The 19,843-nt window shown below is 45.6% G+C and carries 20 protein-coding genes; 4 read left to right on the forward strand and 16 right to left on the reverse strand.

The window, feature by feature from the left end:
- Positions 1-78 precede the first annotated feature (78 nt).
- Positions 79-774: a Crp/Fnr family transcriptional regulator gene (locus FKZ59_RS05155; RefSeq protein ID WP_408057444.1), complete on the forward strand. Its 696-nt coding sequence runs from the start codon at positions 79-81 to the stop codon at positions 772-774.
- A gap of 49 nt (positions 775-823) precedes the next feature.
- Here FKZ59_RS05155 and FKZ59_RS05160 read toward each other — a convergent pair whose 3' ends face one another.
- The 7 genes from FKZ59_RS05160 to FKZ59_RS05190 form a co-directional block, all read right to left on the reverse strand.
- Positions 824-1,501 carry an ABC transporter ATP-binding protein gene (locus FKZ59_RS05160; protein ID WP_141601685.1) on the reverse strand — a complete coding sequence of 226 codons (678 nt, stop codon included), beginning with the start codon at positions 1,499-1,501 and terminating at the stop codon, positions 824-826.
- Positions 1,498-2,310, reverse strand: coding sequence for an ABC transporter permease (locus FKZ59_RS05165; RefSeq protein ID WP_141601686.1), 813 nt, complete (start codon positions 2,308-2,310; stop codon positions 1,498-1,500). Before FKZ59_RS05165 ends, FKZ59_RS05160 begins: the two co-directional genes overlap by 4 nt.
- A complete protein-coding gene (locus FKZ59_RS05170) occupies positions 2,310-2,765 on the reverse strand; it encodes a nitrous oxide reductase accessory protein NosL (protein WP_141601687.1) in 456 nt (151 codons plus the stop codon). The genes FKZ59_RS05165 and FKZ59_RS05170 overlap by 1 nt, the downstream gene beginning before the upstream one ends.
- The gene (locus FKZ59_RS05175; RefSeq protein ID WP_141601688.1) at positions 2,762-4,045 is read right to left on the reverse strand and encodes a right-handed parallel beta-helix repeat-containing protein; all 1,284 of its coding nucleotides are present in this window, start codon (positions 4,043-4,045) and stop codon (positions 2,762-2,764) included. Before FKZ59_RS05175 ends, FKZ59_RS05170 begins: the two co-directional genes overlap by 4 nt.
- 63 nt (positions 4,046-4,108) lie before the next feature.
- Complete coding sequence (locus tag FKZ59_RS05180) at positions 4,109-4,768, reverse strand: nitrous oxide reductase accessory protein NosL (protein ID WP_141601689.1); 660 nt, start codon at positions 4,766-4,768, stop codon at positions 4,109-4,111.
- 376 nt (positions 4,769-5,144) lie between these two features.
- The gene (locus FKZ59_RS05185; protein WP_141601787.1) at positions 5,145-5,453 is read right to left on the reverse strand and encodes a metal-sulfur cluster assembly factor; all 309 of its coding nucleotides are present in this window, start codon (positions 5,451-5,453) and stop codon (positions 5,145-5,147) included.
- 84 nt (positions 5,454-5,537) lie between these two features.
- Positions 5,538-6,299, reverse strand: coding sequence for a serine aminopeptidase domain-containing protein (locus tag FKZ59_RS05190; protein ID WP_141601690.1), 762 nt, complete (start codon positions 6,297-6,299; stop codon positions 5,538-5,540).
- 114 nt (positions 6,300-6,413) lie between these two features.
- Between FKZ59_RS05190 and FKZ59_RS05195 the strand changes: the two genes are divergently transcribed.
- Entirely contained in the window at positions 6,414-7,223 is an 810-nt protein-coding gene (locus FKZ59_RS05195; protein WP_141601691.1) for a Cof-type HAD-IIB family hydrolase, read from the forward strand.
- 84 nt (positions 7,224-7,307) lie between these two features.
- Positions 7,308-8,165 (forward strand): DegV family protein, encoded by an 858-nt coding sequence (locus tag FKZ59_RS05200; RefSeq protein WP_141601692.1) that lies wholly within the window; start codon positions 7,308-7,310, stop codon positions 8,163-8,165.
- A 352-nt stretch (positions 8,166-8,517) separates the two neighbouring features.
- On the opposite strand, the gene FKZ59_RS05205 is transcribed toward FKZ59_RS05200, so the two are convergent.
- The 5 genes from FKZ59_RS05205 to FKZ59_RS05225 form a co-directional block, all read right to left on the reverse strand.
- The gene (locus FKZ59_RS05205) at positions 8,518-10,266 is read right to left on the reverse strand and encodes an oligopeptide ABC transporter substrate-binding protein (RefSeq protein WP_141601693.1); all 1,749 of its coding nucleotides are present in this window, start codon (positions 10,264-10,266) and stop codon (positions 8,518-8,520) included.
- Between the two features lie 100 nt (positions 10,267-10,366).
- Positions 10,367-11,263, reverse strand: coding sequence for an ABC transporter permease (locus FKZ59_RS05210; RefSeq protein ID WP_141601694.1), 897 nt, complete (start codon positions 11,261-11,263; stop codon positions 10,367-10,369).
- 21 nt (positions 11,264-11,284) lie between these two features.
- Complete coding sequence (opp4B, locus tag FKZ59_RS05215) at positions 11,285-12,247, reverse strand: oligopeptide ABC transporter permease (protein ID WP_141601695.1); 963 nt, start codon at positions 12,245-12,247, stop codon at positions 11,285-11,287.
- Between the two features lie 45 nt (positions 12,248-12,292).
- Positions 12,293-13,273: an ATP-binding cassette domain-containing protein gene (locus FKZ59_RS05220; RefSeq protein ID WP_141601696.1), complete on the reverse strand. Its 981-nt coding sequence runs from the start codon at positions 13,271-13,273 to the stop codon at positions 12,293-12,295.
- 14 nt (positions 13,274-13,287) lie between these two features.
- Positions 13,288-14,304 carry an ABC transporter ATP-binding protein gene (locus FKZ59_RS05225; RefSeq protein WP_181733196.1) on the reverse strand — a complete coding sequence of 339 codons (1,017 nt, stop codon included), beginning with the start codon at positions 14,302-14,304 and terminating at the stop codon, positions 13,288-13,290.
- Positions 14,305-14,703: 399 nt separating this feature from the next.
- Between FKZ59_RS05225 and FKZ59_RS05230 the strand changes: the two genes are divergently transcribed.
- The gene (locus tag FKZ59_RS05230; RefSeq protein WP_141601697.1) at positions 14,704-15,087 is read left to right on the forward strand and encodes a DUF1259 domain-containing protein; all 384 of its coding nucleotides are present in this window, start codon (positions 14,704-14,706) and stop codon (positions 15,085-15,087) included.
- A gap of 89 nt (positions 15,088-15,176) precedes the next feature.
- Here FKZ59_RS05230 and FKZ59_RS05235 read toward each other — a convergent pair whose 3' ends face one another.
- The 4 genes from FKZ59_RS05235 to FKZ59_RS05250 all read right to left on the reverse strand — a co-directional run bounded on the left by FKZ59_RS05235 (position 15,177) and on the right by FKZ59_RS05250 (position 19,796).
- Entirely contained in the window at positions 15,177-16,634 is a 1,458-nt protein-coding gene (locus FKZ59_RS05235; RefSeq protein WP_181733185.1) for an alpha-amylase family glycosyl hydrolase, read from the reverse strand.
- A 455-nt stretch (positions 16,635-17,089) separates the two neighbouring features.
- Positions 17,090-17,452: a YisL family protein gene (locus FKZ59_RS05240; protein WP_141601698.1), complete on the reverse strand. Its 363-nt coding sequence runs from the start codon at positions 17,450-17,452 to the stop codon at positions 17,090-17,092.
- Between the two features lie 200 nt (positions 17,453-17,652).
- Positions 17,653-18,555 carry a fumarylacetoacetate hydrolase family protein gene (locus FKZ59_RS05245; RefSeq protein ID WP_141601699.1) on the reverse strand — a complete coding sequence of 301 codons (903 nt, stop codon included), beginning with the start codon at positions 18,553-18,555 and terminating at the stop codon, positions 17,653-17,655.
- Positions 18,556-18,620: 65 nt separating this feature from the next.
- On the reverse strand, positions 18,621-19,796 hold the full coding sequence (locus FKZ59_RS05250; RefSeq protein WP_328215530.1) for a DUF418 domain-containing protein: 1,176 nt from the start codon (positions 19,794-19,796) through the stop codon (positions 18,621-18,623).
- Positions 19,797-19,843 lie beyond the last annotated feature (47 nt).

A 19,843-nucleotide genomic window follows, 5' to 3' on the forward strand; every position in this document is an offset into this window, starting at 1 on the left:
AATGTGGTATTATAATTATAGGTTTTACCGTTTGTTTTGAAGGAACCCTTACATCAGTTACAAGGATGTGATAAATACATGGTTTTAATGGATAAGGTTCCTATGGATTTCCAGTCATTATTCGAAGAGCATGGCCTTTTAATGAAGATTGATAAAGGAAATCAAATTTTCCGGGAAGGCGAAAATGCGGATGAATTTTATCTCATCCTGAAAGGGACGGTGCAAGTAAGCAAAGAAACGGAAAACGGAAAAGAATTGACGCTGAGAATTTGCGGCCCCGACTCCCTCATCGGGGAATGCGCCGTTTTCGGACCTCCTGCCATTCATACAATGTCCGCAAAAGCTCTGACATATACCGAGCTTTTAATGATAAAAAAAGATGCGCTCGAAATGTTGCTGACGGAACAGCCGACTTTAATGATCGAATATATTAAATGGCTGCAAAACGAACATCTGAAAACCCAGAGCATTTTAAGGGATCTGGTGATGCACGGCAAAAAAGGCGCCCTCTATTCAACGCTGATCCGGCTAACAAATACGTACGGAAAATTGGATGAGAATGGGGATATTTATATCGACATCAATTTGACCAACACCGATCTCGCCAATCTTTGTTCGACAAGTAGGGAAACGGTCAATCGCATGCTCAATGATTTGAAAAAACAGGGGGTTGTTTCCTTTGAAAAGAGCACCATCATCATCCACGATCTGGATCATTTGAAAAATGAGATATGCTGCGAAGGCTGCCCGATCAACATTTGCCGCATCGACTAAAAATAGCGAATTGGAAAACGGCCGTTTTTCCAATTCGCTTTTTTCATTTTTATAATCCGATTTTTTGCAGCCAAAGGTCTTCGAGATGCCGGCATTGGTGGTCCTGTAATAATCGTTCCACTTCACCGGCGGCCAAAATTCTTCCTTCATGCAAAATGATGACATCATCCGCCAGCTGTTCCGCAAAAGCCAACATATGGGTCGAAAACAGGACCGTCGCCCCCCGGCTGCGTTCTTCCGCCATCATTTCCTTCAGCCGGGCGATCCAATACGGATCCAGACCGTTTGTCGGCTCGTCCATGATAATCAATCCATCCCCGCCGATGAGGCTTTGGGCCAAATTCAGCCGTTGGCGCATTCCTTTCGAAAAAGAGGACACTTTCTGTTTTTTCACTTCATACAGTCCGACCCGCTTCAAGATTTCATCTTGTTCCGCTTTTCCGACCTTCTTTAAAGATGCCAAAAGGCCCAATACTTCTTCCGCCGTCAACATTCCGGGAAAATCCACATCATCCGGCATATAGCGCACAATCCCCCGATTATGCCAAATGAGCTCGCCGCCCGTCGGCTTTTCCTGGTTGGTCAAAAGGCGGATCAGCGTGCTTTTCCCAGCGCCGTTGCCTCCCGCAAGCGCAACGATGCGTCCTCTCCGGATGGCGAAATCCGCTTCATGGAGACCTCTGTTGTTTTTATAGATTTTTTTTAAATTCCTTGCTTCCACAATCATTTTTCAACACCAAATTTCTTTAATTTGATGGTTGCCAAAAACAACGGAACGACAATCCAAAGTATTGTGACCACGATGAAAACGGCTTTTCCGGCCACAGATCCATAAAATCCGATTAAATCATAATAGGTTGGTCCAAGCACCGCGGTCTGGCCGGAAATCAAAAAATACCCGAAACGCAGCCAATCAACCGGATTAATATGCAGTATGGCGATGGTGAGCTTTTGAAGCACATGGCCAGGAACGACCGTGCCGATGGCCATCACCAGATAAGAAAGGAGCAGCAGCAGTAATGCCCACACCACAAGGGAAATCGCAAGGGCATGAAGCCGGTTTTTCGCCAAAGTTCCCAAAAGAATCGCGATCGCCGAAAATATGAAAATCAGACACAGCGCGATGACCAGAAATTCATAAGGCACTTTCACGCCTCCGAATAGTCCGCCCAACAAAAAGACCACGCCAAGGGCCAACAGAACGATGAAAATAAATGAACCGACCAGCGCCACAAACTTTCCTGATACATATTGGAAAATTTTCATCGGATAGGTTTTCAACAATGAAAACCAGCCGGACTCCACATCGCCCGCCACGCTCATTCCTCCAATGGTAAGCGTAAACAAAGGGAGCAAAAACAACAGCAAGTTCAAGAAAGAAGCCGTCTGTCTTGTAAACCCTTCAATATCGGGCAGCGCCAATTGCTGAATCATGACAATGGAGACAAAAACGAAAATGAATAGTACGGCCACGAGCTGCAGCCATCTGCTGCGGAGCATTTGTTTCCATTCCAGAACGATCAATTTGCCGAGCATCAGTGATGGATACCCCATTTGAAATCATATAGTTGTTCGTATGTCAGCCGTTCGCCTTCGCTATTTTCTTTCATATATTGTTCCGCAGCATCTTTTGAGCTGAAGGCCAGGACTCCGTAGTTCATTGGCGTCCAATAATCTTTCGAATACACATATGTGGCCTCTTCCACAGGAAGCCATTCATTCCCGTCGGCGCTTTTGATAAAGGCCGCGCCCACTTCCGATTCATCGACATCCTTCATAAACTCGATCAAACAGCCCAAATCATCGAACACTTCATAATCCCCGTTTTTGAATACAAGCTGCGCCGCATAATCTTCATGGGTGATTCCCATATTGCATACTTTGCAAATGTCCGTTTCCGCATTGATTTCCCTTGGTTCATACGTTTTCTCGGAACATCCGATGAGCAAAACGCTAAAGAGGAAAAGTAAAATTAACGTTTTCCATTTCATGTAAGGACACTCCTTCTCCATATCACGATGCATGCGATTGTCAAGATGAATCCTAAAATAAATTGTGGCCAATAGAGCTTCCATTGAATCCCCCGGTCCGTTTCGAATTTGGTAACCGGATTTTCATCGACTAACAATTGTTTGGAAGTTTTATTTGTTTGCTGATCAATCTGATTCAATAATACAACACTTGGCGCTTCCACATAATACTGGTACACGGGTTTTCTTACCATCCACTGGCCGAAGCTTTGCAGAGCCACGTATGGTTCATCCCCGATTCCGTCATCATCGATGTCGATTCCCGCATAATCGTCATAATAATTTTCCTTTAATTGAATGCCGTTCATATCCGACCGAACATTCACCAAGTTTCCGACAAAATAATTTTTCTTCACTTGGCTGCCGCCGGAACGGATGGCTTCAACAGCAGTCTGGTTCATTTGAAGAATATTGTTTGAAATGTTCGTGTCATCGGATTTTTGTACGGAAATGGCCACCCGGTTTCCCGAAATGGTATGGTTTTGGATGTCGATATTCTTCACTTCATATAAAGTGATGCCCGTCCCATTGAATCCGTCCTGATAGGAAATGTCGTTTCTGGAAAGGCTTACATTTTCCGTCATCATAATCATAAGCCCTGTTACGTTTTTCTTGTAAACATTGTCCCGGACTTCCGCATCTTCGCTGTACATAAAATGGGTTCCATACCGGCCGTTTTCCACCTTGTTTTTCAACACCGAAATGTCTTTTGCGTTTTCGAGGTAAATGCCGTCCTGCACATGGGCTATGTCATTGTTTTTTGCGGTAATGCCCGAACTGTCATAGAAAGAGATGCCGTTTCCTTTTTTACCAAGGTTTTCACCATTTCCGGCAATCGTGGTTTTTTCGACGGCAATCCCATTTGTGCGGTAAACATCAATTCCGCTGAAAACACCGTTCATTATGAGGTTGGACAATTTGATATCGTTTGAATCTTTGATGACCATTCCCGTGCCGGGCGTCTGCACCTTTATTCCCTGAATGGTCACGTGATTTGCTCCGTTCACGGTAATGACCGGTTCCTTTGGATTTTTGGGCTTGAAAACGGCGTTTCCGTCCCCGATCAACGTAATTCCTTTCGGGATGATGAAATTCCCTTCATATGTACCTTTTGAAAGATGGATCACGTCGCCTTCTTCCGCCTGGTCGATGAGCTGCTGGAAATCGGTTCCTGCTTCCGCTTCATGGACAAAACCGATCAGCGCGGCGAAGAAAGCGATATGAAGGATGATAGAACGCATGCCAATCAACTTCTTTCAAAAAAGTATTCGACTAGAGGGAATCCCCTCGAGTCGATTTTACCATTAATGGTTATGTCCATTGTGTGACATATTTTGCATGTTGTCATGCATGTTGCCATTTTGTTGTTGCTGTTCGGCTTGTTTTTTCAATTTTGCTTCGCGTCTTTCTTTTGCTTCTTGTTTTACGACATCAAGTGCAGTGATTTTGTAGCTAGGGTTGTCAGCGATGAATTTATCTGCGTCTTCTTTGTTTTTAAAGAATACGTAGCCCCAGTTCATCGGAGATTTCAAATCTGTTTTGACGATTGTCGCATCATCGACAAGCACCCATTCCAATGTATTGAAGTCGCGCACGTATTTTTGGTTTTTCTCGTTGTGCGCCAATTCCGCATTCAACAAGCAGCCGATATCGTCATAGAAAGCGATTGAGCCGTCTTCTTTGATTGCTTGTCCGCTGAATTTTCCTAAATCATCAGTCACTTCATAAACTTTCATATTGCACATTTCGCATTTTGTATCCGCAGTAGGTTCTTGCAGGCGTGGATCCGGTTTGGAAGCGTCTGTTTTCGCGGTTTCTTCTTTAGTTTTTTGATCCTCTTTGCTGACTTCTGTTTGTTTTGTGTCATCGCTTGCATTTTTGTCCTTGTCGGATGCTCCGTCCTGGCCGCATGCTGCCAATGCGAACAATGCTAGTACCAATATGAGCGTCAACCATTTCTTCATTCTTTTTACCCCTTCCAAAATATTACTAGAATAAGTTCTTCGCTTACTACTTTACAAAGCGTTTGTGAAAAAAGATGAAAGTGTCTGTAAAAAAAATGAGAAATAAAATTGGCAAATTTGTTTCAGACCGAACATTCTTCTGCAAAAAGTGACATTCTATCCGCAAGAATAAGGAAAATTCCAGTTCCTTATCCGCAAAGTAGGAGCTCCATCCGGACAACCTGAACTAATCAATAACAAAACAAAAAAACAGCGGATTGAAAACCGCAAGTTCCCAATCCGCTGTTTTCAGTGAGGTGTCGGAAATGCCTTTTTCTTATGTCCGTTAGTTTATCCAAATTATATATGGAAATACATATAGAGTATAACCTTTGCCTTATCGGATTCCCAATGCCATTTTTGCGTATCGTGACATCATGTCCTTGTTCCATGGCGGATTCCACACAATATTGACGTCCACATCTTTCACTTCAGGCAGTTCGCTTAAAACCGTTTTGATTTGATCCACAATGACCGGACCAAGAGGGCATCCCAAAGAAGTCAACGTCATAGTAATTTTGCAGACCCCTTCATCGTCCATGTCCACATCATATACTAAACCCAAGTTGACGATATCGATGCCCAACTCAGGGTCAATGACATTTTCCAAAGCGCCAAGAATACTTTCCTTCAAATCCGCATCCATTGCCATACTGATCGCTCCTTTCATCCGAAATGAAAACTGTTCTCAATCAACATACTACACGAACAGAAGCAAAAATACAAAAAATTAGTCTTCGGTCAAATGTTTCCCAAGGAAATCCGTTACAGCCAGCATCCCAGGGCGATTCACTTTATGGCCCTGTTTTTCATCGATGATAAATTGCAAGCGTTCCGGCGCTTTATAGTATGGACGGACCGTTTCGTAAAAATGCAGCGCATTCCCGATCGGAACGGTTGAATCTTTTTTGCCGTGCCAGAAAATTACAGGGCGATTGTTTAATCGTTCCGGCGCTTTTGTTATATCATATTCAGAAAGAACGTTATGCATCTGTTCGATTTGCTCATCGGTAAAAGGAAGTTGGATGCCCGCTTTTGCAAATTCCTTCAATTGATAATCGGCCAAAGCATTATATCCCGGCGCGCCCATGCAAATGCCTGCCGCATCAATCCAATCATATTTTTTCAAACAGCCGCACGCGGTAATTCCGCCCATGCTCGTGCCCGCAATGCCCGTTTTCTTCGGCTCAAAGCGGTTTTGTATTTCCCTGTATAATAGGTCCACCTCATGTATCGAATTCACGACGATGTTCCAGAACTGCAAATTCATTTTTTCTTCCGGTGAATCGCCCGCTCTGTCTCCATGCAGCAATGCGTCCGGCAAAACGACGCGGACCCCTTTTTTCACCAATCGGTAAGCATAATGCAAATTGTGCTCTTTCGCACTTTGAAATCCATGCAAAAATATAAGAACGGGTGAACGTTCATTCATTTCATCCGAATAAAAATGGATCACGGGAATATCTTGCCACATTTCATCATTTACTATCATTACCTTCACTCCTTCAGGACCACCTTTATATTACCAGAAATTATAAACGGTGACAAAATTTTGACGAAATGATCCCATCACGATAAAATCGTATAGACAGAAAGGGGACTTTCTATGAAACAACATTTAATTGTGTTAGACTTAGATGGTACCTTGTTGACAGATCAACATACAATTTCGCCCAAAACAAAACAAACGTTGATGAAAGCCAAAGAAGCGGGGCATCAAATCATGATTGCCACAGGAAGACCGTTCCGGGCAAGCAACATTTATTATCAGGAATTGGGACTAACCACTCCGATTGTCAATTTCAACGGAGCTTATATACATCATCCGAGAAATCCGTCCTGGCAGGCCATCCATTCCCCGATCGATATGAAAGTGGTGCATGATGTCATTGACTCGGTCGATAAATATCAATATGAAAATTTGATCGCCGAAGTCATCGACGATGTGTATATCCACGTGGAAGACAAATCGATGATGGATATTTTCAGAATGGGAAATCCAAAAGTCACCATCGGCAATTTGCGGGGCAATTTAAGCGAAAATCCGACGAGCTTATTGATTCATGCCGATGAACAAAACGTGCCGCTGGTCCGCAAACATTTGCAGGAAGTGCACGCCGAGCTGATCGAACATCGCCGGTGGGGGGCGCCATTCAATATTGTGGAAGTGGTGCGGAAAGGGTTGAATAAAGCGGTCGGGGTTTCCCTTGTCGCAAAATATTTGGGAATTCCAAGAGAACGGATCATCGCCTTCGGGGATGAAGACAACGATTTGGAAATGATTGATTATGCCGGCATTGGCGTTGCGATGGGCAACGGCATCAGCAAATTGAAAAGCATCGCCGACGAAGTGACGGGTACGAACAATGAGGATGGCATTGCCGACTTTTTGATGGATCGATTAAAATTGGCATGACATTTCATCTTTCGACGAAACACCCTTCTTACCTGTTTTTTGGAAGGGTGTTATAATTTTTCAAAAGACAGAAAGGGGCACAATATGATTCTCTTTACAGACAGCGCAAGCGATTTGCCAAAAGAATATTACGAACAGCACAATGTGGTTTTTTTTCCGCTGAGAGTCCATCTGAATGGACAAGAATATCCGGATGTTATCGGCATCGATCCGAAAACGGTATATGATGAAATGAGAAAAGGCGCTGCTCCAAAAACCTCCCAAGTATCCCCGGACGAATTTTATAGCACCTTTGAACAATATGCAAAAAACGGCGAAGAAGCCATCTATATCAGTTTCTCCTCCCAGCTGTCCGGAACTTACAATACTGCTGTCATGATTGCGGAACAGTTGAGGGAAAAATATCCGGACTTCAAATTAACGATCATCGATACAAAATGCGCCTCCCTCGGACAAGGGCTTGTGGTGAAAAAAGCGGTGGAATGGAGAGATGCCGGCGTGCCTTTTGGGGAACTGGCGGAAAAAGTGGAGAATTACGCGAAACATATGCAGCATATTTTTACCGTGGAAAATCTTGAATATTTGGCGAGAGGCGGCCGGATTTCGAAATCAAGCGCCTTTATCGGCGGACTTTTAAGCATCAAGCCGATTTTGCACGTGGAAGACGGAAAGCTCATCCCGATCGAAAAGGTGCGGGGAAGAAAGAAGGCCCTTGCCCGTATGGTGGAATTGATGGCCGAGCGCGGCGGGGATTTTTCCAATAAAATTGTCGGCATTTCCCACGGCGACGACTGGCAGACGGTGGAAGATGTAAAAAAACTGATTGAAGAAAAACTTCATCCGAAAGGGTTCGATGTCACAATGATCGGCTCGGTAATCGGCTCCCATTCCGGTCCGGGCACATTGGCGATCTTCTTTACAGATAAGGAGTATACCGATTGAATATAGAAAAGCACCTTCATCCAATAGAAGGTGCTTTTTGGCTTTATTTCCAGATTCCGCAAAAATATCATATTTTGTAATTTTTCCAAGCGCGAAATTGCCTTCGAGACTGTTATCGATGTAGTGATAATAGAAGTGTAAAGAATGTTTTTCTTTTCATCATTCTTAAATTTGTAAAAAAATAATTAAGGGCTGTCTGAAACGCGGTTAAATCGGGTTTCAGACAGCCTGTTTTTTTGGCGCATTTTGTATCGAAAGCCTTTGTGATCTTATCGCCCCTCTTTGTTTGCTCATATTCACACTCCGGATTTATTTGCCGTTGAACAAATCCAATCCCAATCCAAATCCGACCTTATTTGCTCTTGATCGACTCTTTCGCCAGGAGCTCGATTTCGTGCAATTCAACCGGGTTACCGTAATCGATGCTGTAGTATTTCACCCGCTTGTTGACCGGCACGATTTCGTAGCTGAACTGCAGCGGAATGACCGGGGCTTTTTCGGCCATATATTGCTGCCAAATGCGGAACTGTTCCGCGCGGTAGGAAGGATCGAACGCTTCCGGAGAATCGATTTTCCGGATCGTTTCCTCCAAAAATTCGGACGTATAGCGGCTGAAATTGAAGGCGTCGGATTTTCCGTACAATCCGGACGGGGAAGGATTCGTGCCCGTTCCCCAGGCGGCCATGAACACATGGATTTCCGGATCGTCCGCCTCCACTTTATCATAGAAGGCGTTCACTTCGATCGGCCTTCCTGTCGTCAAAGTGACGTTTAACCCCACATCCCGCCAGTTTTGCAAATAATAGGCGGCAATTTCGTCCTGAATCGGATCGCCCGCCATAGTGGCAAACTTGATTTCCAACTTATTGCCCTCCGGATCTTCCCGGAAGCCGTCACCATCGATATCGATATACCCTGCCCTGTCCAAAATCCGCTTCGCCTTTTCGGGATTGTACGTATAGCCTTTCAAGGATGCATCATGATAGCCTTTAAAGGCTGGAGGAATCAATGAATTGGCGCGCTGCCGGAAATTGAAAAAGAGCACCTCGCACACGGCTTCCACATCCAGGGCATAGCCCATCGCCTGCCTCAACGCCTGATTCCCTACGGGCGTCGCATTTAGATCCGTCACCACTTCCCGCTTTTCCGGATCCCATTTTCCGAGCTTAAAGCCCAAATAAGAGTAGTACAATTCCGGCCGTCCCAATATATCGATATTGTCATACTTTTGTATTTCCGGCCATTTCGTCGCGGCAAATCCCGTCACGATGTCATATTTTCCCGAGCCGATCGCCACGGACACGGAACTGGATGGAACCACCTCCACATACACTCCGTCCAGCTTCGGCTCACCTTTCCAATAATAAGGGTTTTTCACAAACTGCACCGATTCGCCCGGTACAATTTTATGGAATTTGAAAGGGCCCAATGTCACAGGATTCTTCCGCACCGCATCGCTCTCAATCAAATTCTTGACAGGAATCCCTTTTAGCTGATGGCTCGGCGCCGCGTACGTCCACAGTCCGTCGCCGCCGGAAAAAATCGCCGGCGACAATTTTTTGAATCGGATTTCCAGCGTCCGGCCGTCGATTTTCCGGATTCCTGAAATCTTATCCGCCTTTCCTTCGTGATATTCTTCGACGCCGATGATGTTTTTGAATTCCGTATCGTAGCGGACGCCCGTATAATCCGGATGGGCGATGATTTCATAAGGCAAAATCAAATCTTCAATTTTCAGCGGTTCTCCGTCCGACCATCTGACCCCTTCCCGGATCGTGATGGTCACTTTGTTTTCTTTCTGATTGACATCCAGGGATGCGATGCCTTCATCGGTGATTTGAAAATTGCCGTCCATCTCGAAAATGGCATTGGATGCATAGCTCATGATCGCCGCGTCATAGCGGTTTTCATAAAGCTCCGCCAAAAACACCCCCTGGAACGGCTCGTCTTTGACAATCCCCACCTTCAATATGCCGCCTTTGATCGGTTTTCCTTCGTTCGTGACGGAAGCCGGCAGCGTTACGTTTTGGGAATAAACGGCGGAACTGCCGATTCCGATAAACATGAAAAGCGCGATTCCGAGTAAAATGATTCGTTTCATGATGTCCTCCCTTGTTGCAACTTGATTTTCCGTGTCCTTTATTGCGTCCACAACTTCCATTTCCAAATGCCTGCCGTTTTCAGTTTCAAGAATCCGCGAATCAACCCAGCCGCTGCTTCACATCGAGGGATCTTCTCAATGCCTGGCCGATATAATTGATGGCCAGCATCATGAACAAAATCAGCAAAGAGGCGGGAAGCCACACCCACCAATATTCCTGCAGCACGGCCGGATTATTGGCGTAGCTGACCAGCGTTCCCAGCGAAGGCGTTGTCGGCGGCAATCCGAAGCCCAAATACGACAATCCCGTCTCGATGCCGACGTTGCCGGCAAAATTCAACGTCAGCTCGACAATCAGCAGGGAGCTCAGATTCGGCGCCACCTCTCTCCGCATGATCGTAAAATCGCCCGTCCCGAGGGTCTTCGATGCGCTCACATAATCCCTTTTGCTTTCGGACAGCGCCTTTGACCGGACGAGCCGCGCCGTTCCCGTCCATAAAAACATGCTCATGATGAGAATGAACGTCGCCACCGAATACTTGGGCACCAAGGTCACAAACACGATGATGAATAATAAGGACGGAATCGTCACAAAAAAATCGATGATCCGCATGATGATATAATCGACCCAGCCCCCGAAGTATCCGCAAATGAGCCCCACCACGATCCCGATCAAACCGGTAATGAGCGTTATCGCAAGGGCAATGAAAACGGAGTTTCGGGCACCGATGATCAGCTGGCCAAAAATATCTTTGCCGCCCTGGTCCGCGCCAAGCAAATATTTTTCCCCCGGCGGACTATACCGGTCGTACAGATTGATGCGCATCAGCGTTTCCTGATCGATGAAAAGTGAAGCAATAAAAACGAACAAAATGAAAAAAACTAATAAATAAAGCGACATCATGGCGATTTTGTCCTTTTTGAACTCCCGGAACAACACTTTCAGCCCGCGGGGACGGCCTTTACTTCCATACCGTTTTTTCTTCTTATAGCTCATTGTGCCACCATTCCCTCCTCTCTATTCAATGCGGATGCGGGGATCGACAATGCTCAAAATGATATCGGACAACAAACTTCCCAGAAGCGTCAAAAATCCGTACAACATCACCAGGGCGCAAATGACGCTGTAATCCCTCGCGGCAATGGAATAGACAAACAATTGCCCCATCCCCGGGTATCCAAAAATCGTCTCAATAAAAATCGATCCCCCCAAAAGGCCGGTAATGGTGAATCCCAAAAAAGCCGCAATCGGAATAAAGGAGTTCCTGAAAATATGCTTCGTATAAATTTTCCGCATCGGCACGCCTTTGCTTCTTGCGGTCCTTACATAATCCATTGTTTTCGCGTCAATAATTTCCGAGCGCAAATACTGGATGACGCCGGTCGTCCCAAGAATGGCATAGGTGATTGCCGGCAGGAGAATATGGTAAAACCTGCTCCATATGTACCGGAGCGTCCACGGTTCCGCTTCCACATCGACGCTGCCGCCCGTCGGAAACCATTGCAATTTGTAGCCGAAAATATATAAAAACAACAAGGAAAGCACAAACGTCGGAATCGCGTAGGTAATGAAACTGTAAAACACGATGAATTTATCCAGCCTCGATTGCTGATACCTTCCCGCCAAAATCCCCAAGGGAATGGCAATCAAATAAAGCAATATCACGCTGACAAAGGACAGCCAGAAGGTGTTCATCGCCCGCTCGCCGATCAGGGAAGCCACATCCCGCTGAAAGGTGTAGCTTTTGCCAAAGTCCCCCTGGAGCGCATTTTTCACCCAGCGGACATATTGCACCGGCAGCGGATCGTTCAATCCCAATTCTTCTTTCAGTTCTTCAATTCTCGCGGGATCCGTATCCGGCGTAATCATTCCCGTGAACGGATCTCCCGGCATCATCTTGGCCATCACAAAAACGAGGATGCTCAAGGCGATTAGCTGCGGAATCATCAGAAGCAGCCGCCTTACAATCGTTTTCCACATTCCCCGACCTCCTTTGCGAAAGAATTCTCATACCTCTTCCGCTCATCAGCGGCTGCCGCCCATTTCGGATTCTTTTCCGATTTCCAAAAGCTCCCTCGCGCTTGGAGCCGAAACATAATGGGTATCCGAAACGGGAATCAAATCATACACTCGTCCATTTTGATCAAAAGCTTTATGAATCATTTTTTCATACACCTTTTCGAACTCTTTCCGGGCCCTTTTCCGCTTTTCCCTTCCGACCGGCGTCGTCGCCGGAATCGAAGAAAGCAGCCGCTTCGTATAAAGATGCTTCGAATTTCCGTAAATGTCCTCCTTCGTCCCCCGCTCGACGAACCTTCCTTTATACATGATGAAAATGGTATCGCACATATGCTTCACAACCCCTAAATCGTGGGAAATAAATAAATACGTCAATCCAAATTCCCTCTGCACATCTTTCATGAAATTCAGCACCTGGGCCTGCACCGATAAATCGAGGGCCGAAACCGGTTCGTCGGCAATGATCATTTTCGGATGGGTGGCGAGGGCCCTTGCGATGTTGATGCGCTGCTTTTGCCCGCCCGAAAATTCATGGGGATACTTTTCTTTCGCATCTTGCGGCAAGCCGACAATCTCAAGCAATTCCCCAATTTTTCTGCTTTCTTCCCGGGGGGTTAAATGCAAAAAATTGCGGATCGGCTCCGCCAGGATATCGGCAATCCGTTTTCTCGGATTTAAGCTGGAATGGGAATCCTGGAAGATCATTTGCACTTCCCGATGGAAACGGGAGGTCCGGGATCTCCTTTCCCTCGTCACATCCTCCCCTTCAAAAAGAATTTTCCCGGAGGTGATTTTCTCAAGGCCGATGATCGCCTTCCCCGTTGTCGATTTGCCGCATCCGGACTCCCCTACAAGTCCATAGGTTTTTCCTTGCTCAAATTCCATATCGATTCCATCCACCGCATAGACCCAATCGACAATGGTATTGAAAAAACCGCCCCGGATCGGGTAATGCACTTTTAAATCAATGACTTGCATGAAGCTCAAACCGCTTCCTCCTTTTATCTTCTTGCGGCGTTGTTTGACGCCCCTTTCCGGAAATAAAAATGCTTCCAGCAGATGCATTGAACATAATGGTCCTTTGAAATTTCATGGAAGGACGGATGCTTTTCATGGGCTTCTTTCGGTATCCAGGGAATGCGATGGGAAAATCTGCAGCCGGTTCTTGGAAGGTTTGCCAGCGATGGAACGGTTCCTTCGATGACATGGAGGCGTTCATCTTTGGAGTGCAGTTGCGGCATCGAGTGGAACAACAAACGGGTATAAGGGTGTTTTGGGTGCATAAACAATTTTTGGACGGGAGCTTCTTCGATGATTTCTCCCGCATACATCACCATCACCCGGTCGGCCATTTCCGCGACAACCCCCAAATCGTGGGTGATCAGTATGATGCCCGCGCCGGTTTCTTCCTGCAATTCCTTCAATAAATCGAGGATTTGCGCCTGGATGGTCACATCCAAAGCCGTCGTCGGTTCGTCGGCTATGATGATTTTCGGCTTGCAGGAGATCGCCATGGCAATCATCACCCGCTGCCGCATTCCGCCCGATAATTGATGGGGAAATTGCCTGGCCGTCTGCTCCGGTTTCGGGATGCCGACCTGCTTCAACAACCGCATCACCTGTTCTTCCCGTTCCTCCCGGGTGTAATCCGTATGATAGGCCAAAGCTTCTTCGATTTGATCCCCGATGCGCATCAAGGGATTCAATGCGGACAAAGGATCCTGGAAAATCATCGCGATTTCCGCCCCGCGGATCTTATTCATTTCCTCATCGTCCAATTCCAGAAGATTGCGTTCCCCGAAAAGGATTTCCCCCGTCACCCGCACGTTGCGGTCGTGATGCAGCCCGATGATGGATGTCGCAAGGCTGCTTTTCCCGCAGCCCGATTCCCCGACGATGGCGAGAATTTCATTATGCTTTAACGTGAAGGAAACCCCGTCCACCGCATCATAAAACCGGTCGTTGATCCGGAAACCTACGTGCAAACCGCGAACAGTCAATAATGCGTCCTTCTCCAGAAATCCTTCCCCTTTCCTGCAATCCGCTTTTAATGAAGTGTATGTATCGGAAAGAAAAAACATTAACTTCATTATATTCGCACCATAATTCCCGAAATCCTTATAAATCATCTTTATTGCAACGATGCAAAGATTTAATAGCAAAAACTTGGTACCACCCAAAAATGGAGATAGATTTCCATAAATCAAAATTCTATAGCAACCTTCCCCAATACTAATCTTCCCTTTCTTCCCTCCCCTTACTTTTCTGTTTGCTGAATGCCTGAAACAGAAAAGCGCTTCAAACCAACTCTATCATTCAACTTTTTTCATAAAATCAAAATCTCTATTTCTTCTGCCTAACCGGACCCCATCGCCCTTCATAAATTGGAGTTGAAGAACTAGAAAGGGGGGATTCAATTGTCAAGATGCCAAAGACTTGCGGATATAATCGGCGGGGAAGTGATTCAATCTTCTCCTGTCTGCGTGGTAATGCGCCTCAGGGATATCCGCGCAACGATTTTGGGACGCCGCACACTTTCCCCATTGGCCCTTCCGTTTATGCTGTCTTTTGAACGAAACGGGCTCAACCTGGGAGAAACTGTACTCCTTGAAAAAGAAGTCAATCCAATGATTGACGCATTGCGCAAAAGAGGAATTAAAGTAACGGCATTCCATAACCATTGGCTGTTCGAAGAGCCGAGATTAATGTACTTGCATTGGGAAAATGTCGGATTGGACCCGGAAGATTTTGCAAAAAGAAGCTTTGAGGCAGCGAGAGAAGTATTTTTTGATTTTCGGTAAACCGTTGAACGCCAAAGTAAAACAAATTGCCGACACACATAAAAAAACAGCGAAATCAACCATGGTTTGATTTCGCTGTTTTTCCATTATTAAGCTTCAGGCTTTCTGCGTTTGGACCGTTTCAATAGCGCCACGACAAAGACGATGAAAATGATATAAACGAATGCCAACGCGATGATATAGGAAACGTTGATGCCCTGTTCATCAATGACTTGATAGATTTCCACTACTTCCCGGTTCTGGATGATCCGGAAGATGCCGTCATCGCCTTCTCGGAAGATTTCACCTTCCAATGTGCCGCGGATTTCCTTATTTTCTCCCACAAGCTCTTTCGGAATCTCTATTTTCTTCCTTTCGCTTGTATTGTTGATGATGACGATCCAATTCTCTTTGTCGGATTTGCGTTGGAAGACGATCAGCCCATCTTTGTTTTGAATCAGATTGAACTCGCCTTTGCGGAGGGTTTCCGATTGATTCCGCAGCGTTTGAATATCGGCGATATAATCCTTTAATTCGGAATCCGTTTTAAAATTATAAAGCTGATGCGCTTCCGGTCCGGCTTTGCCGTTCATGGCGATTTCCGTACCGTACTGCATGACCGGCACCCCGGGAAGAAGCAATGCCGCGCCCAACACCATTTTCAGGCGTGTCGGAGGATAAATTTCAGCCGTATAAAGGAAACGGTCCGTATTGAGATTGTCAATCATGATTTGCGTAGGGACGTCCGTTTCTCCCTTAGCATAGGATTCGAAATATTTCATTAGATCATCCGTATTTTCATCGACATTTTTGAAAGCGTAACGGAAAATGTCGCTCACTTCATCATAAAATTTCGCATCAAAGTCTGCGTCGCTTTCGCTGTCAGAAATGACATAAATCCCCTCGTCCACGGATTTGATGGACTCAATCATTTCATTTAAGAAGGCTGTGTCTGCCCCATCAATATTTGTCAGGCGGACTCCGTCAATATCATAGGCGGAAACAAAGTCAACCGCCGCATCGATGAGCGCCTGCCGCACTTCTTCATTCGTTAAATCCCAGCGGACCTTTCCGTCCTTTTTGCTTTGGATCCACGAAGATTTTTCCGGATCCTGCGCCCATTCATGATGTTCGCTCACGCCGTTCAACGGGAAGTCGATCATGACGGACATATCATTTTTCTTTACTGTTCGAATCAACTTCTTGAACTCATCTTTTGTCCCAAAATTCGGCTCAATTTTGCGGTAGCTTGTCACAGATTTTCCATCATACGTTTCTGTGGCAAAGACGGAGCCCAGGGAAATGATGGTAAATCCCATGTCTTTGATATCGGATAATTTATCGATAATTCCTTGAAAATCCCCGCCGGCGAATTTCGCCGGATTTTTTGGATTGGTTTTATCGCCATCATTTTCGCTCTTGGCGTCAAAATACCGGTCGACCAACACATCGTATATGCTTTCGTCGGAAATTGAACGCGACTCCGCGACCGCTGCCGGTGTCGCCATGCTGGTAAATAGCAATGCGGCGATAGCTGTCGTTCGAATCCATTTTTTGAATCTCAACATAATCCCTCTCCTTCAAACCAATCAACGACATTTTACCAAAAATACGGACAGCGCTTCCAATAAATCAGAAAAGTTTTAGAAAATACGACTATTTTTTGTCAAAATTGTGACAGATATATTGATGATTCTTTCCGTGCCCAACTTTCTTTTCATCAGCCGGAAAATGGTCCTTTCCTGGAATGTCCCGGCCCTTGCAAAAACGGTGAAAAGCTCCACCAGTCCGCATACAAAAAAGAAAGCGGGAGCCTTATCAATGTCCCATATTGAAATTCATTGTAGAAGAATCGAGAAAAAATTTCCATCTTGCCGCTTCCGGTTCAACATTGATGAAACATCCGCGTCCCGCATCCTAAACTCATGCCCCGAAAGACTTGCCCATCACCGCGCAGTTTCAACATTTCCTGCAATAAAGAAACGCAAAGCACGGTCATGGTGCTTTGCGTTTCCGTTTAATGTCAAACTAAGAAATGGAATCCCATCGGCAATTTGAATCCATAGAACAGCGTCAAAAACAGAAAAATGGCAAATAAAACCCAAAAGGCCGTCGCCGGTCTGTCCTTGGAGCGGCGGACAAGAATCATTTCCATCATCCCGATGACCAGCACGCCCAAAATGAGTTTGATTCCATAATTCAAGTTTTGTCCAAATTCCATCGCTTTGATGAACAAAGCCCCTCCGGTAACAATAATGAGAAGATATATTACGCGCAATGCCATATGCAGCCCTTTATTCGGCTTAAGGGCGCCAATCAGAAACAGGATAATGCCTATAAACCAGGCAGTAATGTGCAAATGTGTAGTGCTTGTTAAAAAGTCCATGAATCCCCCACCTCATTTTTAATTTCATGTTTATCCTATCATGTGGATTATTATAATTCAAATATAAGAATTCTTTTAAGATTATATTAGTTTTAAGAAATATAAAAAGAATCCGCAAGTTTGATAGAATTGCGGATTCTTTATATCGGAGGAAAACTCCCCTGTCACCATATAATTGAAAGAATTACCCGATTAATTCCTTATTCAAAACGGTTCGTCAATGTGCCGATGCCTTCGATGGAGATTTTCACTTCATCTCCGGATTTTAAGAATTGAGGAGGATTCATGCCCTTTCCGACCCCTTTAGGCGTTCCCGTCAAAATGACGTCCCCCGGTTCAAGGGTAACATATTGGGATATGATCGAAATCAACCGGTCAATCGGAAACATCATATCGCCAGTATTTCCGTTTTGACGGACTTCCCCGTTGACCTTTGTCACAATCGCCAAATTTTGGGGATTTGGAATCTCATCTTTGGTTACGATGTAAGGTCCCATCGGGCATGTCGCATCCAGGCTTTTTCCCAAGAAATATTGCTGATGTCTTTCCTGCACATCGCGGGCTGTCAAATCATTGGCGATGGTATAACCGAAAATGTAATCATATGCCAATTTTTCAGGAATGTTTTTTCCTTCTTTGCCGATGACAACCGCCAATTCCCCTTCGTAGTCAAGGGAATCCGTTTTATCCGCATGGACCGGCAAAACTTGGTTATCGCCGGCGATCGTTGTCGGAGATTTTGTGAAAATGACCAAATCGGATGGAGCCGCTTCCCCTCCCATTTCCTTAGCATGTTCATCATAATTTTTCGCTACACAGATAATATTTTTTGGCGTTCTTGGAATGGGGGACAGCCATTCAATTTCGGTGAAAGACAATTTGAACTTTCCTGCTTGCTCCGACTTTTCTGCAACCTCTGTCAATCGGCGAATCTTCTCGACAAAATCATATCCTAATGCAATTCCTTCAATAATCGTTTTCGGGAATGCCGGGAACACTTGAAACGCTTCCTGGATCGCCAATACATCCCATACCGCTTCTTCTTTTTTCACTTTTGGACCGAATTTCACCTGATTATTGAATTTAAAGGATAATAGTTTCATGCGTAATAGCTCCCTTTCATTTTCACAAATTGTATTATTAATAACATATTACATGAAATCCTTCGTTATTGCTCGACTTTCTTGACGTTTTTGCCATAAACGAGGCGTTTGACGATCATTTCGAGCGGCCCTTGATGAAATTTGAGAAACCACAGTTCGGCAAAAGCCAATTGGGACACATAAATGCTGACGGCTATTACGATTGACATGGATACATCCGTTTTGCCATAAAGGCTGAAACCATAATGATAGAATAACAGCGTGCAAATGACCGACTGCATGATATAGATGGTCAGCGACATGCGGCCCGCTTTGGCAATCGGGCTTAAGAGCTTTGTGACGAACGGGATGAGGCAAAGGGACGCAATGGCCGCCGCATAGCCGGCTGCCAGAACCGGTCCGCCTATGTAGACGCGGATGTACTCCAGCAGATAAGTCCGCGTTGTATGGAAAGGAAAACTTTTCAGAAACAGTCCTCCTGCAATGCAGCACACGGCCAATATGATCCAGAACCATTTCAGCTCTTCCGCCCGTTCCACCATGCGCCGCTTTGCCGCCGCCGCGCCGATCAGCATATACGGCAAGATCGTAAACAGGGCGCTGAACCACATCGATGGCGACATTTGGAAGGCCAAATCATGCAAACGTTGGACAAAAGCATCCGTCCAAGTCCCGATGCCGTATGCCGTAATCGCATCCTCGATGGAACCCAGGTCGACGAATGTTTCGAACTCCTCGTTCCCGATGCCTGAAAGGGCATATGCAGAAATCATGAGCAGGTGGAAAAGCCCGTTTATCATCAGCGCAATGGACAAGAGCCATCCGCTGCCCAGCTTTAAAAATAAAATCAATAATAATCCGCAAACCGCATAAATTGTGATAATATCCCCCCACCAAAGGAGAAAGGCATGCAACAGCCCGATGGCAAGCAGCACAAAAAGCCGCTTTGCCGCAAAAGGGTAAAAATTCGTCCCCAGCCGGTCCGCCTTCATCCATTGCATCGCCAAACCGTATCCGAACAGCATGGAGAAAAGCGGGTAGAAGCTTCCCTGTACATAGATATCAAGGGTCTGGTACCACATCTTGTCATGATAATCGGAAAACCAGTTATTCAAATCAAGGATATAAGGAAGCGGCAGGGAAAAGGCGAAAATATTCACCAATAAAATGCCAAGCAGGCTCACCCCGCGCATGATGTCGAGGGTATGGATTCTCTCACTCAATGCCGTTGGTTGAAACATCATTTTGACCTCCTAAATACCATAAAACTATCATGTTCAAAGAAAAC

This window comes from Ureibacillus terrenus (genome assembly GCF_006569205.1).
Taxonomy (GTDB): domain Bacteria; phylum Bacillota; class Bacilli; order Bacillales_A; family Planococcaceae; genus Ureibacillus; species Ureibacillus terrenus.

What these genes read in the sequence shown, in the direction of transcription:
- FKZ59_RS05155 (WP_408057444.1), top strand. Translation starts at nt 79, where the DNA reads ATGGTTTTAATGGATAAGGTTCCTATGGATTTCCAGTCATTATTCGAA.
- FKZ59_RS05160 (WP_141601685.1), bottom strand. Translation starts at nt 1,501, where the DNA reads ATGATTGTGGAAGCAAGGAATTTAAAAAAAATCTATAAAAACAACAGA.
- FKZ59_RS05165 (WP_141601686.1), bottom strand. Translation starts at nt 2,310, where the DNA reads ATGCTCGGCAAATTGATCGTTCTGGAATGGAAACAAATGCTCCGCAGC.
- FKZ59_RS05170 (WP_141601687.1), bottom strand. Translation starts at nt 2,765, where the DNA reads ATGAAATGGAAAACGTTAATTTTACTTTTCCTCTTTAGCGTTTTGCTC.
- FKZ59_RS05175 (WP_141601688.1), bottom strand. Translation starts at nt 4,045, where the DNA reads ATGCGTTCTATCATCCTTCATATCGCTTTCTTCGCCGCGCTGATCGGT.
- FKZ59_RS05180 (WP_141601689.1), bottom strand. Translation starts at nt 4,768, where the DNA reads ATGAAGAAATGGTTGACGCTCATATTGGTACTAGCATTGTTCGCATTG.
- FKZ59_RS05185 (WP_141601787.1), bottom strand. Translation starts at nt 5,453, where the DNA reads ATGGATGCGGATTTGAAGGAAAGTATTCTTGGCGCTTTGGAAAATGTC.
- FKZ59_RS05190 (WP_141601690.1), bottom strand. Translation starts at nt 6,299, where the DNA reads ATGATAGTAAATGATGAAATGTGGCAAGATATTCCCGTGATCCATTTT.
- FKZ59_RS05195 (WP_141601691.1), top strand. Translation starts at nt 6,414, where the DNA reads ATGAAACAACATTTAATTGTGTTAGACTTAGATGGTACCTTGTTGACA.
- FKZ59_RS05200 (WP_141601692.1), top strand. Translation starts at nt 7,308, where the DNA reads ATGATTCTCTTTACAGACAGCGCAAGCGATTTGCCAAAAGAATATTAC.
- FKZ59_RS05205 (WP_141601693.1), bottom strand. Translation starts at nt 10,266, where the DNA reads ATGAAACGAATCATTTTACTCGGAATCGCGCTTTTCATGTTTATCGGA.
- FKZ59_RS05210 (WP_141601694.1), bottom strand. Translation starts at nt 11,263, where the DNA reads ATGAGCTATAAGAAGAAAAAACGGTATGGAAGTAAAGGCCGTCCCCGC.
- opp4B (WP_141601695.1), bottom strand. Translation starts at nt 12,247, where the DNA reads ATGTGGAAAACGATTGTAAGGCGGCTGCTTCTGATGATTCCGCAGCTA.
- FKZ59_RS05235 (WP_181733185.1), bottom strand. Translation starts at nt 16,634, where the DNA reads ATGTTGAGATTCAAAAAATGGATTCGAACGACAGCTATCGCCGCATTG.
- FKZ59_RS05240 (WP_141601698.1), bottom strand. Translation starts at nt 17,452, where the DNA reads ATGGACTTTTTAACAAGCACTACACATTTGCACATTACTGCCTGGTTT.
- FKZ59_RS05245 (WP_141601699.1), bottom strand. Translation starts at nt 18,555, where the DNA reads ATGAAACTATTATCCTTTAAATTCAATAATCAGGTGAAATTCGGTCCA.
- FKZ59_RS05250 (WP_328215530.1), bottom strand. Translation starts at nt 19,796, where the DNA reads ATGTTTCAACCAACGGCATTGAGTGAGAGAATCCATACCCTCGACATC.